General features: G+C 60.2%; 12 protein-coding genes. 11 read left to right on the top strand and 1 reads right to left on the bottom strand.

Translation table 11 applies throughout. The features are described 5' to 3' along the window. The first annotated feature begins 58 nt into the window (after nucleotides 1–58). From rnc to ACFOTD_RS01165, 8 genes are all read left to right on the top strand, one after another. Nucleotides 59–826 (top strand): ribonuclease III, encoded by a 768-nt coding sequence (gene rnc / locus ACFOTD_RS01200; protein WP_378114932.1) that lies wholly within the window; start codon nucleotides 59–61, stop codon nucleotides 824–826. After that, a complete protein-coding gene (gene smc / locus ACFOTD_RS01195) occupies nucleotides 807–4,382 on the top strand; it encodes a chromosome segregation protein SMC (protein WP_378114930.1) in 3,576 nt (1,191 codons plus the stop codon). Before rnc ends, smc begins: the two co-directional genes overlap by 20 nt. Before the next feature lie 114 nt (nucleotides 4,383–4,496). After that, entirely contained in the window at nucleotides 4,497–5,495 is a 999-nt protein-coding gene (gene ftsY, locus ACFOTD_RS01190) for a signal recognition particle-docking protein FtsY (RefSeq protein ID WP_378114928.1), read from the top strand. A 218-nt stretch (nucleotides 5,496–5,713) separates the two neighbouring features. After that, nucleotides 5,714–6,166, top strand: a complete 453-nt coding sequence (locus ACFOTD_RS01185; RefSeq protein WP_378114926.1) for a MarR family winged helix-turn-helix transcriptional regulator — start codon at nucleotides 5,714–5,716, stop codon at nucleotides 6,164–6,166. Continuing rightward, entirely contained in the window at nucleotides 6,159–7,682 is a 1,524-nt protein-coding gene (locus ACFOTD_RS01180; RefSeq protein WP_378114924.1) for a DHA2 family efflux MFS transporter permease subunit, read from the top strand. Before ACFOTD_RS01185 ends, ACFOTD_RS01180 begins: the two co-directional genes overlap by 8 nt. A gap of 252 nt (nucleotides 7,683–7,934) precedes the next feature. After that, nucleotides 7,935–8,798, top strand: a complete 864-nt coding sequence (locus ACFOTD_RS01175; RefSeq protein WP_378114922.1) for a hypothetical protein — start codon at nucleotides 7,935–7,937, stop codon at nucleotides 8,796–8,798. A gap of 203 nt (nucleotides 8,799–9,001) precedes the next feature. Beyond that, nucleotides 9,002–10,003: an ABC transporter substrate-binding protein gene (locus ACFOTD_RS01170; protein ID WP_378114920.1), complete on the top strand. Its 1,002-nt coding sequence runs from the start codon at nucleotides 9,002–9,004 to the stop codon at nucleotides 10,001–10,003. Next, complete coding sequence (locus tag ACFOTD_RS01165) at nucleotides 9,987–11,636, top strand: helix-turn-helix domain-containing protein (protein ID WP_378114918.1); 1,650 nt, start codon at nucleotides 9,987–9,989, stop codon at nucleotides 11,634–11,636. The genes ACFOTD_RS01170 and ACFOTD_RS01165 overlap by 17 nt, the downstream gene beginning before the upstream one ends. A gap of 319 nt (nucleotides 11,637–11,955) precedes the next feature. Here the strand turns inward: ACFOTD_RS01165 and ACFOTD_RS01160 are convergent, their stop codons facing one another. Beyond that, nucleotides 11,956–12,873: a methyl-accepting chemotaxis protein gene (locus ACFOTD_RS01160; protein ID WP_378114916.1), complete on the bottom strand. Its 918-nt coding sequence runs from the start codon at nucleotides 12,871–12,873 to the stop codon at nucleotides 11,956–11,958. 335 nt (nucleotides 12,874–13,208) lie between these two features. On the opposite strand from ACFOTD_RS01160, the gene ACFOTD_RS01155 reads away from it, so the two are divergent. The 3 genes from ACFOTD_RS01155 to ACFOTD_RS01145 are packed head-to-tail and all read left to right on the top strand — an operon-like array spanning nucleotide 13,209 to nucleotide 16,166. Next, on the top strand, nucleotides 13,209–14,072 hold the full coding sequence (locus ACFOTD_RS01155) for a C45 family peptidase (RefSeq protein ID WP_378114914.1): 864 nt from the start codon (nucleotides 13,209–13,211) through the stop codon (nucleotides 14,070–14,072). Then, nucleotides 14,069–14,806, top strand: coding sequence for an SDR family NAD(P)-dependent oxidoreductase (locus ACFOTD_RS01150; RefSeq protein ID WP_378114912.1), 738 nt, complete (start codon nucleotides 14,069–14,071; stop codon nucleotides 14,804–14,806). Before ACFOTD_RS01155 ends, ACFOTD_RS01150 begins: the two co-directional genes overlap by 4 nt. Before the next feature lie 22 nt (nucleotides 14,807–14,828). Continuing rightward, nucleotides 14,829–16,166, top strand: a complete 1,338-nt coding sequence (locus ACFOTD_RS01145) for an amidohydrolase family protein (protein WP_378114910.1) — start codon at nucleotides 14,829–14,831, stop codon at nucleotides 16,164–16,166. Nucleotides 16,167–16,209: the final 43 nt, after the last annotated feature.

Raw genomic sequence — 16,209 nt, 5'->3', positions numbered from 1 at the left:
AGACGGCGGGTGAACGAAGCGTCATGAATTGCGGAGGAAATGAAGGAGGATGCCGTACATGAGCGAAGTCATGAACCGGCTGCAGGAGAGAGCGGGCGTTCGATTCCGCAATGTCTCGCTGCTAAGGCAGGCTTTTACCCATACGTCATATGTGAACGAGCAGCGAGGCTCGCGCGTGGAACATAACGAGCGGCTGGAATTTCTGGGAGACGCCGTCCTTCAGTTGACCGTGTCGGAGGCGCTGTACCGCATGTACCCCGACCGTCCCGAGGGCGAGCTCACGCGTCTTAGAGCCGCGATCGTCTGCGAGCCGTCGCTTGTCCGTTTTGCCGAGGCGCTCGAATTCGGGCAGGTCGTGCTGCTCGGCAAAGGGGAGGAGCAGACGGGCGGCCGGAACCGCCCGTCCTTGCTGGCCGACGCCTTCGAGGCGTTTGTCGGCGCGTTGTATTTGGATCAGGGTTTGGTGGAAGTGAACCGTTTCCTCGGCGAGCACCTGTTCGCTCATCTGCCCAAGGAAGGCCAGGCGCCGATCAAGGACCACAAGACCGAGCTGCAGGAGCGCGTGCAGCATCTGGGTCTCGGCACGCTCGATTACCGGATTCTCGAGGAACGGGGGCCGGCGCACGACAGGGAGTTCGTCGTCGAGGTCCGCATCGGCGAGCGGCGGCTGGGCCAAGGCGCCGGGCGCTCCAAGAAGGAAGCGGAGCAGCAGTCGGCCGCGCAGGCGCTTCGCCAATTGCGGGCGGACGCGGAGACGGGCGGCGGGCAAGCCGCGGGCAGCGAGAGACAAAAGGTGAGGGATCCCCATGTATCTGAAAGGCATTGAGCTTGCCGGCTTCAAATCGTTCGCGGACCGGACGCAGCTAGAGTTCGGCCGCGGCATCACGGCCGTCGTCGGCCCGAACGGCAGCGGCAAGAGCAATATCTCCGACGGCATCCGCTGGGTGCTCGGCGAGCAGAGCGCCAAGAGCCTACGGGGCGGCAATATGCAGGATGTTATTTTTGCCGGCAGCGATGCCCGCAAGCCGGTCAACTTTGGCGAAGTGTCGCTCACGCTCGATAACGGCGACAAGGCGCTGCCGCTCGAATTCGCGGAAGTAACGGTCACGCGGCGCGTGCACCGGAGCGGGGACAGCGAATATTTGATCAACAAGCAGCCGTGCCGTCTGAAGGACATCACGGAGCTGTTCATGGATACGGGCATCGGCAAAGAAGCTTACTCGATCATCGGACAAGGACGCATCGAGGAGATTTTAAGCACGCGTTCCGAGGACCGCCGCGGCATATTCGAGGAAGCGTCGGGCATCGTCAAGTACAAGTCGCGCAAAAAGGAAGCGCAGCGCAAGCTTGAAGACACCGAAGGCAACCTGCTGCGGATCAACGACCTTGTCGTGGAGCTCGAGAGCCAGGTCGAGCCGCTGCGCAAGCAGGCGGCTAAGGCAGAGTCGTTCAAGCTGCTGAAGGAAGAACTCAAAAACAAAGAAATCGCGCTGTACGTCCATCAGATCGATACCGTGCACAAAACGTGGGCGGAGACGAACGGCAAGCTCGAGAAGCTCCGCAAGGAACAGCTCGAGCTGTCCACGGTCGTGTCGGCGCACGACGCTCAGCTCGAAGAAGAGCGCCAGGCGCTGCAGCGGCTCGAGGAAGCGCTCGAGCGATTGCAGGACGAGCTCCTTCGGACGACCGAGGAGACCGAAAAAAGCGAAGGCTACGGCGAGCTGCTGACCGAGCGGATGGCGAATCTGGCACGCGGACGCGCGCAGCTCGATGAGAGTCTGGCGCTCGTGACCGAGCGGCTCGCCGCGTCCAAGGCCGAAGGGGAGAAAATCGAGAGTCGCCGCGCCCAGGTCGAAGGCGAGCTCGAGGCGCTCCAGAAGAAGCTGATCGAGGAAGAGTTGAAGCTCGCGATCGCGGACGGCAGCGAGGACGCCGAAGAGCGGCTGAAAACGGATCTGTTCGAGACGATGAACGCGATGGCCCAGGCGCGCAACGATATACGCTACTGCGAGCAGCAGCGGGAGGAGCTCGCGCGCAAGTCGGCCCGTACGGCCGGCGAGCGTGCCAAGCTCGAGGAGCAACGCGAAGCGCTCAAGCTTCGCGGAGCGGAGCTTGAGCTGCGGGTTGCGGCCTGCGCGCAGGCGGTCGCGCAGACGCGAGACCGCTATATTTCGGAAGGCACGCGCGTCGCCGATCTGCAGCGGCGGCTCGAGGAGACCCAGGGCGAGGGACGCCGCTGGGATCAGAAGCGCGAAGCGCTCGTGTCGCGGCGCGATACGATCGCGGAGCTCGCGAACGATTACGACGGCTTCCAGCACGGCGTCCGGGAAGTACTGAAGGCCGCCAAGCGCGGACATCTGCACGGCGTCCATGGCGCGGTCGCCGAGCTCGTGACCGTGCCCGCGCATCTGGAGGTAGCGGTGGAGACCGCGCTCGGCGCGGCGCTGCAAAATATCGTCATGGAAAACGAAGCGACCTCGCGCGCAGCGATCGGCTACCTGAAGCAGCGTCAATCGGGACGCGCGACGTTTCTTCCGATGGACGTCATCAAGCCCCGCAACGTCGGAGACGGCGACCGCAGAAGCGTATCGGAGCTGGACGGCTTTGTCGGCGTGGCGTCCGAGCTCGTAAGCTTCGAGTCTCGGTATGCGGGCATCGTCGGCAGCATGCTCGGCAACGTGATGATCGCGGAGAAGCTCGAGCATGCCAACCGGATTGCTTCGAGGCTCCAGTACCGCTACCGGGTCGTAACGCTCGACGGCGACGTCGTCAATGCGGGCGGCTCGATGACGGGCGGCAGCATGGCGCGCAAATCGTCCAACCTGCTCGGCCGCCAGCGCCAGCTTGAAGAGCTGGCCAAGGAGATCAAAGCGGCGGAGGAGGCGCGGATCAAGCTGCGCGCCGAATTCGACGACCTGAAAAAAGAGCTTGCGTTGGCGCAGCAAAATATCGAGCAGCTCCGGGAATCCGGCGAACGCGCCCGGATGGAAGAGCAGCAGGCGTCGGCCCAGCGGCAGCGGCATGCCGAGGAGCGGGAGCTGCTCGAGGCGCAGCTCGCCGCCATCGGCGGCGACGAAGGCGGGCTTGGCCGCGAGAAAAAGGAGCTGGTATCCGCTCGTGCCGAAGCCGAAGCCAGGCTCGTCAAGCACACCGCCGAAGAAGAGCGCCTGTCCCGCGCGATCCGCGAGGCGGAGGAGTTCAAGCGGCGGAGCGCGAGCGCGAAGGAAGAGCTACAGGCGCAGCTGACCGAGATGAAGGTGAAGATCGCGCGCATGGAGCAGGAGCGCGCATCGATCGTCGAGCAGTCGAGCCGCCATCGCGGCGACGAGATGCGGATGTCCGCGGAATCGCGCCAGCTGAAGGAGACGCTTGCGCAAAATACGGCGGATACCGAGCGCACCGCCGCAGAGCAGAACCAGCAGCGCGAACGGCTTAACCAGCTGCGGCTCGCCAAGAAGGAATACACCGAAGGGATCGAATTCCGGCGCGCGGACCGGTCGCAGCGCCAGCGCGAGCTCGAGCGCAAGGAAAACGCGACGCGGGAGCAGCGCAGCCAGCTGCGTCAAGTCGAGGACCAGCTTCGGCAGGCGGAGATCTCCTCGAACCGGATGGACGTCGAGCTCGACAATCTCCTGCGCAAGCTCAGCGAGGAATACGAGATCGGCTACGAATGGGCCAAGGAAAAATACGCGGTGCCCGAGGACGTGCCCGCCGCCCAGAACGACGTTCGGGAACTGAAGCGCAAGATCACGATGCTCGGTGAGGTCAACCTGGGCGCCATCGAGGAATTCAAGCGCGTAAGCGAGCGTTACGAATTTCTGGACGCGCAAAAGAACGACCTCATGGAAGCCAAAAGCAAGCTGCACGCGATCATCCACGAGATGGACGAGGAAATGTCGAGACGTTTCCGAACGACGTTCGACCAGATTCGCGGCCACTTCGTCGTGGTCTTCTCCAAGCTGTTCGGCGGCGGCCGCGCGGATCTCATCTTGAGCGAGCCCGACCGCCCGCTCGACACGGGCATCGAGATCGTCGCCCAGCCTCCGGGCAAAAAGCTGCAAAACCTGCAGCTGCTGTCCGGCGGCGAGCGGGCTTTGACGGCAATCGCGCTGCTGTTCGCCATTCTGAACGTGAAGCCGGTGCCGTTCTGCGTGCTCGACGAAGTCGAAGCCGCGCTGGACGAGGCGAACGTCGCCCGGTATGCGCGTTATATGCGCGATTTCTCCGAGCTGACGCAGTTTATCGTCGTTACGCACCGCAAGGGCACGATGGAGGAAGCGGACATGCTTTACGGCGTCACGATGGAAGAAGGCGGCGTGTCCAAGCTCGTATCCGTCAAGCTCGAAGAAAGCGAAGAATTTACTGCGGAAGCGACGGCGTGAAAACCTGGCGAGCTGAGCTGACGGCATGCAAGGCTCGCGGCGAGAATCATATTGAAGGACGGGACGGACGCCGAGCGTGAAGTGCGGCGGGCTGCCCGGCAGGAGGAACGGAAGATGAGTTTTTTTAAACGACTGAAGGAAAGCATCGCCTCGAAGACCGAGGCGGTAACGAATAAGTTCAAGGAAGGCCTCTCCAAGACGCGCGACGCCTTTGTCGGACAAGTGACCGACCTGTTCAGCCGGCGAAAAAAAATCGACGAAGCGTTTTTTGAGGAGCTCGAGGAAATTCTGATCGGCGCCGACGTCGGCGTCAACACGGTTATGGAGCTGATCGAGGACCTTCGCGACGAGGTGAAAAAGCGCCGCATCGAGCAGCCTTCGGAGCTTCAGCCGATATTATCCGAAAAGCTGGTCGGCCTTTTGACGGAAAGCGGCGAATCGTCCCAGCTTAAGATGAATCCGGGCGGCATCACGGTCATTTTGTTCGTCGGCGTCAATGGCGTCGGCAAAACGACGACGATCGGCAAGCTCGCGCACCGTTTTAAGCAAGAGGGCAAGAAGGTGCTGCTCGCCGCAGGCGATACGTTCCGCGCAGGCGCCATCGAGCAGCTGCAGGTTTGGGGCGAGCGCGTCGGCGTAGAGGTCATTAGCCAGCAAGCCGGCTCCGACCCTGCGGCGGTCATGTACGATGCCGTACAGGCGGCCAAGCAGCGCGGCGTCGACGTCCTGCTGTGCGATACGGCCGGACGCCTGCAGAACAAAGCGAACCTGATGGAGGAACTGTCCAAGATTTACCGCGTCATTCAGCGGGAGATTCCAAGCGCCCCGCACGAAACGTTGCTCGTGCTGGATGCGGCTACGGGGCAAAATGCGCTCCAGCAAGCCAAACTGTTCGACGAGAAGAGCGGCGTCTCCGGCCTTGTGCTGACCAAGCTCGACGGCACGGCCAAGGGCGGCATCGTTATCGCCATTCGCCGCGAGATGTCGCTGCCGGTCAAGTTCGTCGGCCTCGGCGAGAAGATGGACGATCTGCAGCAGTTTGACGCCGAGCAGTTCGTGCATGCGCTTTTTGCGGGGCTGGCAGAAGAGCAACCGAATACCGAAGAGCAATAAAGCGCGATTGCGGAATACCGTGATCTTCCGGCCGCAGCAGCCGCCCTCAGGGCGGCTTGCTGCGGATTTTCTTCGTTTTTGGGCAAATATAAGGTTTGACCCGGAAAGCCGGAAGTACTAATATACTTCGTATGCGAATTATTTGTTAAGCAATCATTTGCAAGGAAATGGTTCTAAGGGCAAGTTCAAACCTAATATTACGGATAAGGGGGAGGGAGATGCAGGATCAATCGCTGATATCTGAACTTTTTGCATCTTTTAGAGAGGTCAATCAGTCGTTCTACCATTCGATGCAGCGTGCGGGCCAGCATCTAGGCGTCACGCCGATTCAGCTGCTCGTCATGAAGTCGCTCAGAAGCAAGCCGCAGATGAGCTTGTCGGAGCTGGCCGATTGCCTGTTCGTCGGTCCGAGCACCGCAAGCGGCATCGTCGAGCGCATGGTCAAGGCGAAGCTTGTCTCGCGGGAACGTCCGGAGAACGACCGTCGGTCGATATCGCTGCGGTTGACGCCGGAAGGCGAGGATTTGTGGGTAAAGATCGACGAGCGGAGAAAAATAATGCTGGAGCCGCTCAACGAGCTCGACGAGCAGGATCTGAACGAACTGCTGCGCATTCACGGCCGCATCGTGCAAATATTACACAAAGCGAGAGAGGAACATAAAGATGAGTAATGCCATAGCCTCCACCCTGAGAAGAGGTCCGATCGTCGCGTCGCTCCTGATCGGCGCCTTCGTCGCGCTGCTGAGCCAGACGCTGCTGAACGTCGCGCTGCCGAAGATGATGGCGGATCTCCATATCGGATCCAATACGATTCAATGGCTCGTGACGGGCTATATGCTCGTCAACGGCGTCGTTATTCCGGTTACCGCCTATCTGATTTCAAAATTTTCAACGCGTCAATTGTATATCGTCGCTATGGGATTGTTCACGGTCGGCACCGTCGTGGCTGCGGTCGCGCCCAACTTCGGAACGCTTTTGACGGGGCGCCTGATTCAGGCAGTTGGCGCAGGCATCATGATGCCGCTTATGTCCGTCGTCTTCCTGACGATCTTCCCGATCGAGCAGCGCGGCAAGGCGATGGGCATGATGGGGCTCGCGATGATCTTCGCGCCGGCCGTCGGTCCAACGCTCTCCGGCTGGGTGGTCGAGCACTATTCCTGGCGCGTGCTGTTCTACATCGTGCTGCCGCTTGCGATTTTCTCGCTGATCTACGGCGCCGTTTCGATGAAAAACGTCACCCAGACCTCCAAACCTAAGCTGGACGTGCTAGGCGTCGTGTTCTCGACGCTTGGATTCGGCGGTATCCTGTACGGCTTCAGCGACGCCGGCAACGACGGCTGGGACAGCACCCGCGTTATCGTCAGCTTGGTCGTCGGCGCAGTCTCGCTCGTTTTGTTCGTATGGCGGGAGTTGACCGCAAAGAAGCCGCTGCTCGAATTCCGCGTATTCAAGTTCGATATGTACTCGCTGACGACGGTCATCAATGTCATCATCACGATGGCGATGTTTTCCGCGATGGTGCTTATGCCGATTTATCTGCAGAACATTCGCGGCTTTACGCCGCTCGAATCCGGTCTGCTGCTGCTGCCGGGCGCGATCCTGATGGGGATCATGTCGCCGATCACGGGCATGATATTCGACAAGATCGGCGCGCGCTGGCTGGCCGTCATCGGTCTCATCATCACGTCGTTCACGACGTGGGAGCTGAGCCGGATCGCGCTGGATTCGACATATATGCATATCATTCTGATCTACTCCGCACGGATGTTCGGCATGTCGCTGCTCATGATGCCGATTCAGACGGCAGGCATGAACCAGCTGCCGCAGACGCTCAACTCGCACGGCTCGGCCATGTCGCAGACGCTGCGTAACGTTGCGGGCGCGCTCGGTACCGCCTTGCTCGTGACCATTATGACGAACAAAGCGGCGGACGAAGGCGCAGCGCTTACTAAAGCTGCCGGTATCGATCCGACGGATAAGGCAAACGCGGCGCAATTGGCGGATATCGGCAAGGAGGCAACGCTCTACGGCATCCAGCACGCGTTTGTCGTGGCTACCTGGATCACGATCGCCGCTCTGGTGCTGGCCTTCTTTATCCGGAAAGTGAAGCCGCACCATGAAGTGCTCAAGTCCGAGGGCAATGCCACGGCCGAAGCGGCCAAATCCAAAGCCCAATCGTCGCGCTAAGCGCATAAGCATACCGTCTCGTGAGCGGGATTCATTCCCGCCCGCGAGGCTTTTTTTGTTTTATACCTTTTAATCCTTCTATAGATACAATCGATGGGAAGCAAGAAAATGCCGAAAACGGCTTGATCCGGCGTTGATGCCCATCGTATGCCTTTCGAATAATCGCTTGTTACAGTTGAAGCGAGCCGAGCCGACAGGGACGCGAGTATACGCGGCTGCTGGAAGGAACGGTAATCGAAGGAGGGATTATTAGTGAAAAGAAGTTCGCTGCTGTTGGCTTGCGCCGTGCTCGGGGCATCTACGCTCTTGTCGGGATGGTCCGGCGGTCAAACGGTTCATGCCGCAGGCGTCGCGACGCCCGACTACGAGGTGAAATGGTATCTGGACCCGGCCGTCGTGCTGGGATCGGACCACAAGCTGAAAACCGCCGTATTGAACGCGTTCGACATGCCGTCCACGGTCGAAAAAATGAACGTCGAGTACTTGGACAGTAACGATCTAAATCTGAATGCCGAAGGCTGGGACGTTCGGATCCGGAAAATGGAGTCTTATAGCGACGAGGATTTCGAAGTCACGTATAAAATGCGATATCCGATCGCGGGCGGCAACATTCAGGCTGCGCTGAGTGCGGCGTCTGCAGACGGCTTCGATGCGGACGAGGACGACTACGAGGCGCAGGTCGATTGGGGCTACGCGTCGCAAACGCTGAGCTTCAGCAACAAAAAGGACGCGGAGCTTGACGGATATGACGGCATGGAGCTGCCGAGCAAGGGAGATTCGAGAGACCTCGCCGAGGATCTCATTCCGGGCAAGCTGGCGCATTGGCAATCGGGTGATTGGGCGGAAGACATTCTCCATGACGCCCATATTTACGGGACGGTCAGCGCCAAGCGTTCGATCGGCAAATGGGACGGCGAAAAGCTCTATATCGAAGTGTGGGAAATCAACAAGGCATCGGGCAGCGGTTACGAATATCTCGTCGAAGCTTCCTTTAAGGAAGACGACTTTGCGACCGCGTCTGCAAAAAGAGATTCGCTTAAAAACAAGCTGATCGCCGAAGGCTGGTTTTTGCCGCAGGACGGTCTTAAGACGACGAAGATTTTGGAGCGCTATTAAAGATAACGCGGTCGCCGAGGGCGTTCATGACCTAAAACGGTCATGGACGCTTTTTGCATGCGATGCGAACGACAGCCTTCCATACAGTCATTATGCGGAGCCTTGCGAAAAGACAGCACAATGCACGATTCACATTCGCGGGCAAAGCCTTTATACTATCGTAAGAATGATAATCAATATCAATTGCATAGGGGTCCTCGAACATGAACAGATTCATTCGTTTTGCGCAATTCGTTTCACTCGTCGTTCTTATTGCTGTGCTTGCCGCCTGCGGCAGCACGAACGCCGGTTCTTCCGCTTCTCAAACGGCATCCGGTACGTCTGCGGCGACAGCCGAAGCAACTGCGTCGACAGCGGCGTCCTCCGCCGAAGCGAGCATTGCGGCGGAATACCGCTTGCTTACCGACGCCGCCGGACACGAAGTAAAGGTGCCGGCGCATCCACAGCGCATCATCGCGCCGTTTTTGGAGGATCCGCTCAGCGCCCTCGGTATCAAGCCTGTCGCGCAGTGGAGCGCAGGCGGCGTTCCCCAACAATATTTGCAGGACAGGCTCGCCGACGTTCCTTTGCTTAAAATGGACGATGGATTAAAGCCTGAAGAGGCGCTCTCCTATAACCCCGACCTTATCATCTTCCTGTCTCCGGTATACGTGCCGGAAGGCAGCTACGAGCAATTCGCGCAGGTAGCGCCTACGTACGTGCTGTCGGACAACGATTCGGACTGGCGGGGCAATCTGGAGAAGCTCGGCAAGCTGCTGAACGACGAAGATGCCGCAGCTGCGGCACTTAAGCAGTACGACGACAAGCTGGCGGATGCCAAGTCGCGTCTCGGCGATCTGCCGAAGGACAAGACCGCCGTTCTGATGCAGGGCGTCGACGAGAAGGGCTATAAGCTGTTCGGCCCGAACTTCTATGGCGGCATCACTTTGTATCAGGCGCTTGGCTTCAAACAGCCGGCCGTGGTGAGCGGCAATTATGAGACGTATTCGATCGAGAAGCTTGCCGAGCTCGCGGACGTCGATTATATCTTCGTCATCTCCGGTCCCGGACGGGCCGCGCCCCCGGTGGATAACCCGCTCTGGAAGGCGCTGAAGGCCGTAAAAGCCGGACAAGTATTTGAAGCGGACTCAGGCTATTGGTTCAATCTGAATTCGATTGCAAGCGGTTTGATTATGGATGACGTGCTGAATGATCTCCATGCGTAACGGGATTTCCGACCTGCAGCCAGAGGCTGCAGGTCTGCTCTGTTATCGGCTGCTGGATGTCGTCACGATCCGCGAAGAGCCGCAAAGCGGTCCGGCGGAAAGGCGGTTCATTGAGACGAAGTCGCCTGCGCTGCTGCTGTCGAACGCGCACGGCGGACGACTGGTCATCGACGGGCGGTCGTATGCGCTGCGGCCCGGGGCGCTTTTCGTCTGCTTGCCGGGATGCCTGATCGAGCTGACGAACTATTCGGGGCTTCCGACCGAGCTGCTGATGCTTGAATTTTATGCTTTTATGCCCCCCGACTTGGACACGGCGCAGCGCGCCGAGACCTCAGTGCCGCCGAGGCTGCCGTTTCCGCCGTATGTTCAGCTGCCTTCGGCTTCGGATGCCGGCCGGCTATTCGGCACGATCGGCGCAGGCTGGAAAACCGGACTGCCGTCGGATCGCCTCCGGTGCGAAGCCGTGCTGCTGGAGCTGCTGAGCCTGGCGCTGAGCTGCCGGGAGCAGCAGACCGAAAGAGCTCTGGAGGCGGCGCGCATGGAGCTCGAGCACCGTTACAAAGGAGACATAACGATTGAAGCCCTGGCCGCCGTCGCGGGGCTCAGCCGGTTCCACTTCATGAGAATGTTCAAGGAAAAATACGGGAGGGGCGTCGTGGAATACCGGACGGAGCTTCGGATGCGGGACGCCAAACGGCTGTTGAACGAAAGCGGCGGTCCCTCGCTCGGCGAGATCGCCGAGACAATCGGTTATACGAGCGAGAGTTATTTCAGCAGCCTGTTCAAAAAGCAGACCGGGATCGCTCCGGCCGTCTACCAGCGCAATCAGAAGCGACGCATCGCCGCATACAGCTGGGTCAACGTCGGACAGCTGCTGGCGCTCAGGACGATTCCTTATTCCGCGCCGACGGACCAATATTGGACGGATTACTACCGGAACCGGTATGCCTTTGAAGTGAAGGCGCCGCTAAGCCATCAATACGAATTTAACCGGAACGTACTCTTGCAGTCGCGGCCGGATAAAATCGTCGGCATCGGTTCGTTTTTCCCGCAAGACGAGCAGGACAAGCTGCGGGAAATCGCGCCTACGCTGTTGTTGGACTGGGAGGAAGATTGGCGCACGCATCTGCGGCGGGTGGCATCGTTTTTGGATCGCGACGCGGAAAGCGAGCAATGGCTGGCCCGCTACGATCGCGCCGTCGCGGCGACGCGCGACCGGTTGACAGAAAGCGTCCGCGGCGATGCCTTGCTCGTACTCGTCGTCGGCGGACGGGGCGTGGAAATATGCGGCCGGCGGGCTGCAACGCTGCTTTACGACGATTTGGGTTTCGGCGAGCCAGAAGGATTAAGAGAGCAGGGGGTCTCCTGGTTAAAAGCGGTCGCTCCCGATACGCTCGCGCGCCTTGGCGCGGACCGGATACTCGTTCACAGAGGCCGGGACCCCGGAGCGGAAGCGTCATGGGAGCGCCTGTCCAAGTCCAAGGCGTGGCTCAGCTTGCCCGCCGTCGTGGAGGGCAAGTTGAACTGGACGTCGAACAGCGATCATTTCGAGGCACCTGTCAACGAATATGCCGCCGAGCCCCTTGGCCGAATGCTTGGCGTACTGCCGCGGTGGTTCGGCAGCGGCGTATAGGCCGTGCATGAGTTCGCGGCATGCGATACGGGCACCGTTAAGATACACATCCGACGCCTTCAAGGCGGCGTCCGATCGCAGCGTAAGAAAAGGCCTATTAAACGAAAACGGGATGAAGCTTGAAAAATGGCTTCATCCCGTTTTTATTTCCGTAGCAAGTGCTTGCCGAGTATGCCAAGGCGTTTCATGGCATGGCTAAGCACAGGGCCAGGGCGAAGAAGCTCCAGTTAGAGCTGCATGTCAAAGTCTCGCGCCCAACCTCGGCGAAGAAGCGCCAGTTAAAGCCAAACCGTAGGACCTCGCCATCATCGACGCGACCTTACATGCAATCGGTCAGGCTGCGCGCCTTGGCGTCCAAATCTTGCGCGGCTCCCCCTATGCCCTCGAATTCCAGCAGCGCCTGCTCGATCAGGCGCGCGCTGTCGCTCACGGCGGCATCCAGCCGGCCGGCGCCTGCATGAATGCCGGTCGTGGCGGCGACGATCTCCTTGACGCCGTACTGCACCTGCTTGGTCGCTTCGCGGACCTGTTCGGACAGCTTGCGCACCTCTTGGGCGACGACGGCGAAGCCCAGCCCGAATTCTCCCGCATGCGCCGCCTCGATGGCTGCGTTGAGCGACAGAAGCTGCGTCTGCGAGGCAATCTCCCGGATCGCCTGCACGACGCCTTTAATCGTATCCGTCTGCTTTTGCAAATCCGCGAACAAGCGGCTGTTGTCACCGGCCGCTTCCACGATCCGACGGATCGCCGCAGCGACCTCGCGGCTTTTGCCGATGCCGTCGTCGGCGCGAGTCCGCAGACATTCCGCCAGCCGCCGGAGCTCCATCGCAAGCTGCGCAATCTCGCTTTCCTGGCGCGCGGTGATATCCGTGCCGACCTTGAGAACCGCTTCTACGGCGCCGTATCTAACGACAGGCATATAAGTCGCTTCTAACCAGATGATTCGTCCTTCCTTGGTCACGCGCTGAATTTTCTCCTGGAAGCTGACGCCTTCGCGCAAATTAGACCAGAGCCGTCCGTACTCGGCGCTCCCGGCGAACGCCTCGGTGCAAAATTGCTTGTGCGACATGCCGGGCAGCTCTTCCGCCCGGTATCCGATCGCGCGAGCGAAGTTGTCGTTCGCCCATAATACGGTGCCGTCGGTGCCGAATTGAATCATGGCGAGCGAGTGCTCCATTGCGGCAAGCACGGACTTGCTGTCTAAAACCTGCGTGCTGGACGGTGCGGCAATCATCATTGCGTTCCCCTAAAGGATATACATAAAATAACAATTATGAATTATATATGACATTAATCTTCTATATTATAAGACACTCTATCGAGAATGAGTAGATGGTACAGCCAACTAATCTCAAGAAACCCAAAGTGGGTCGAAACGATGTGCGAAAAGTTGACTTGATTTATGATTCTGAGTCATGCGGATCAACGAAAAACGAGCATTCATGTTATTTAATATGACAAACGTTCGCGTATGCGGTTGTCTGGATTGCGAATTCGCCACTAAAATGAATCCATCGAAGCCATCCGAGCCTAGAACAGGGCCGAGACGGACGAAAGGGGGGATCCAGGCGGATGTGCACAATCGGGGCGATCGCAAGCAGGGGGGCGAACGGCGAAGCCGTATTGCTGGGATTTAAAAACTCGGACTCTCCCCCGGTGGGCTACTGGCACGGCATCGCAGGCGCGGAGAGCGGCTATGTCTCGCTGGCCTATGGCATCCAGCCCCAAAAGGGCATCAACGCGGGCATGAACGAACGGGGCGTCACGCTCATCAGCAGCTATTTCGGCTGCGAGCTTCCCGCGCGGGACGGCCGTCCCGCAGAGCGGTTTTGGATGAACGACCTGCGCGGGAGCGTGCAAGCGGAGGCTTTGGCGCGCTGCGGCACTGCGGAGGAAGCGCTCGCGCTCATGCTTGAGCGCTACCGCGCGGCGGCAGAGCCGACGGTCGGCGGCAGCCATGTCATCGCGGACCGCGAAGGCAAGCTGTTCGTATTCGAGCACGAGGGCGCGGATACGGCCTGGCACGACGACACGGCGCAAGGCTGGACCGCGCGGAGCAATCAGGCGTTCGGACTTAAGCTAGCCGAGCAGGCTGCTCTTCCCGAGGCGATCCGATCGGATCGCGAGCTTCGGCTCGTCAGAGCTCGGGGCACGCTCGAAGCGCTCGTGCGTTCCGGCGCCAGCCAGAAGGAGGCGTTGTCGACGCTGGCATCCATGCTCGCGAGCAAGGGCGGCGCCGGAGCGGACGCTGCGGCGCCCGGAGATATTTGCGCGGACGGCGTCGTATACGGGCGTTCCGGTGCGGCGCTGCCCCACGTGACGCTCAGCGGCCTGATCTGGAACGCTAGCACACTGGAGATGCATTATACGGCCGGGCGTCCGGGCAGAGCGCCATGGCAGGTCTTGAACTTTGCGGCAAGGAGGGCGGAGCCATGATGGAACTGGCAGGCAAAAGAGTGCTGATCGCCGGCGGCGCTAGCGGCATCGGCGCAGCGGCTGCGGCGGCTTTCAGAGAAGCTGGAGCGTCAACGGCCATATACGATATCGCATTCCAGAAGGAGCGTATCGCGGATGGCCATTTGCAGCTGCCGGCAGACCTGTCCGATTCCGATGCGGTAGCGGATGCGTTCGAGCGTCTGCGGCGGCATTGGGACGGTCTTGACATTCTGATCAACAATGCGGGCGTCGAACTGGTGGCGGGATTGGAGGAAACGACCGAAGCGGCTTGGGACCGGATCATGGACGTCAATCTCAAGAGCGTGTTCCTGTGCTGCAAAGCGGCGCTGCCCATGCTTAGAGCTTCGCGCGGCTGTATCGTCAATACCGCTTCCCAGCTCGCCTTTGTCGGCGCCGGCAGCTTCACGGCCTACACGGCTTCCAAGGCGGCGGTCGTCAACTTCACCCGCAGTCTGGCGCTGGAGACGGCGGCGGACGGCGTTCGCGTCAACTGCATCTGCCCCGGCGCGGTCGATACGCCGCTGCTGCGCAGGCAATTCGAAGGAAAACGCGGTCCGCAGGGCACGATTGGCGATTTGATCGCGATGCATCCGCTTGGCAGACTCGGGCGCCCGGAGGAGATCGCGAGCTGCATTCTTTTTCTGAGCAGCCCGCTTGCGTCCTTCGTGACTGGCAGCGCGATGCTGGCGGACGGCGGATATACAATTCATTAACGACGGCAGGGAGAGGGATGCGATGAACGACAGCTTGCTGATATCGAATGCCACGATTGTGACGGTGAATCCGGAAGATGAAGTGATCCACGACGGCGCTTTGCTGATCGAGAAAGGGCGGATCGCGGATATCGGTCCGTCGGTCGCGCTTGAGAGCAAATACGCGGGCGCGGAGCGGTTGGATGCGACGGGACACGTCCTGCTGCCGGGACTCGTTAACTTGCATCTGCACTCGGGACTGATCCGGGGGACGGCGGAGGATTTGCCTGTTTTCGAATGGCTGACCAAATACGTCGATCCGAAGCATCGCGCCTTAACGGCGGATATCGCGTTCGCCGCGGCACGCCTCAGCTATACCGAAGCGCTCCTGTCCGGGACGACCTGCGTGATGGACATGTACCGGTACATGCACAAGTGCGCGGATGCGGCTGAGTCGCTCGGGCTGCGCGCCACGCTGGCGCCCTACGTGGTCGACAAGCCCGGCATGGATTACTTCGAATCCCTGGACAAAAACGTGCAGCTTGTGCTCGACCGCAACAAAACGGCAAACGGCAGAATCCAGGTGTGGTTCGCGTTGGAGCATTTGACCTACTGCACGGAGGATGCTTACCGCAAAGCCGCCGCCTATGCCGAGAAGTACGATACCGGCATCCACACCCACGGCGAAGAATCGATCGAGATGGCCGGACGGCTGCATGCCGCGACGGGGCGTTGGCCTGTCGAGCTATTCTACGATCGCGGCATTCTCGGGCCGCGGACGGTGCTTGCGCACTGCGTCTGGCTGCAGGACTCGGAGCGGGAGCTGCTCGCCCGTACGGGAACGGCGGTGGCGCACTGTCCGGTCAGCAATCTGAAGCTCGCCTCCGGCATCGCGCCGATCAAGGAGCTGCTCGATCTCGGCGTCACGGTCGGCATCGGCACCGACGGCGTGAAGGAGAACAACAATCTCGACATGCTCGAAGAGCTGAAGTTCGTGCCGCTGCTGCAGAAGGCTCGCCTTTTGGACGCGACGGTCATCAAGGCCGAGACTGCGCTTCGGATGGCGACGATCGACGGCGCGCGGGCGCTCGGGCTGGACGGCGAGATCGGCTCGCTTGAGATCGGCAAGAAGGCGGACCTGATCGCCGTCGACTTCCGCAAGCATCACTTGACGCCCGTTATCCGTGGCAAATACGACAACGCGGTCAGCAATCTGGTGTATTCGGCCTCGGGCGCTGACGTGAGCCATGTATTCGTGGACGGCAAGCCCCTCGTGCTCGGCCGCAAGCTCATGACGGCGGATGCCGAAGAGATTCGCGAGTCCGCGCAGGCCGCCGCCGAGCGTTTGTTCGCGCTGCGCGAGCCGTTCGTTCCGGCATAAAGGCCGGTTTGTTCATCGCCCTTTCAACTTTTTCTAATCGAGG

It is taken from the genome of Cohnella sp. GCM10012308, from assembly GCF_042649185.1.
GTDB lineage: Bacteria > Bacillota > Bacilli > Paenibacillales > Paenibacillaceae > Cohnella.
This window is presented reverse-complemented; position numbering and strand designations above follow the sequence as displayed.

Coding starts and splice junctions, on each gene's coding strand:
- rnc (WP_378114932.1), top strand. CDS start 59: ATGAGCGAAGTCATGAACCGGCTGCAGGAGAGAGCGGGCGTTCGATTC.
- smc (WP_378114930.1), top strand. CDS start 807: ATGTATCTGAAAGGCATTGAGCTTGCCGGCTTCAAATCGTTCGCGGAC.
- ftsY (WP_378114928.1), top strand. CDS start 4,497: ATGAGTTTTTTTAAACGACTGAAGGAAAGCATCGCCTCGAAGACCGAG.
- ACFOTD_RS01185 (WP_378114926.1), top strand. CDS start 5,714: ATGCAGGATCAATCGCTGATATCTGAACTTTTTGCATCTTTTAGAGAG.
- ACFOTD_RS01180 (WP_378114924.1), top strand. CDS start 6,159: ATGAGTAATGCCATAGCCTCCACCCTGAGAAGAGGTCCGATCGTCGCG.
- ACFOTD_RS01170 (WP_378114920.1), top strand. CDS start 9,002: ATGAACAGATTCATTCGTTTTGCGCAATTCGTTTCACTCGTCGTTCTT.
- ACFOTD_RS01165 (WP_378114918.1), top strand. CDS start 9,987: ATGATCTCCATGCGTAACGGGATTTCCGACCTGCAGCCAGAGGCTGCA.
- ACFOTD_RS01160 (WP_378114916.1), bottom strand. CDS start 12,873: ATGATGATTGCCGCACCGTCCAGCACGCAGGTTTTAGACAGCAAGTCC.
- ACFOTD_RS01155 (WP_378114914.1), top strand. CDS start 13,209: ATGTGCACAATCGGGGCGATCGCAAGCAGGGGGGCGAACGGCGAAGCC.
- ACFOTD_RS01150 (WP_378114912.1), top strand. CDS start 14,069: ATGATGGAACTGGCAGGCAAAAGAGTGCTGATCGCCGGCGGCGCTAGC.
- ACFOTD_RS01145 (WP_378114910.1), top strand. CDS start 14,829: ATGAACGACAGCTTGCTGATATCGAATGCCACGATTGTGACGGTGAAT.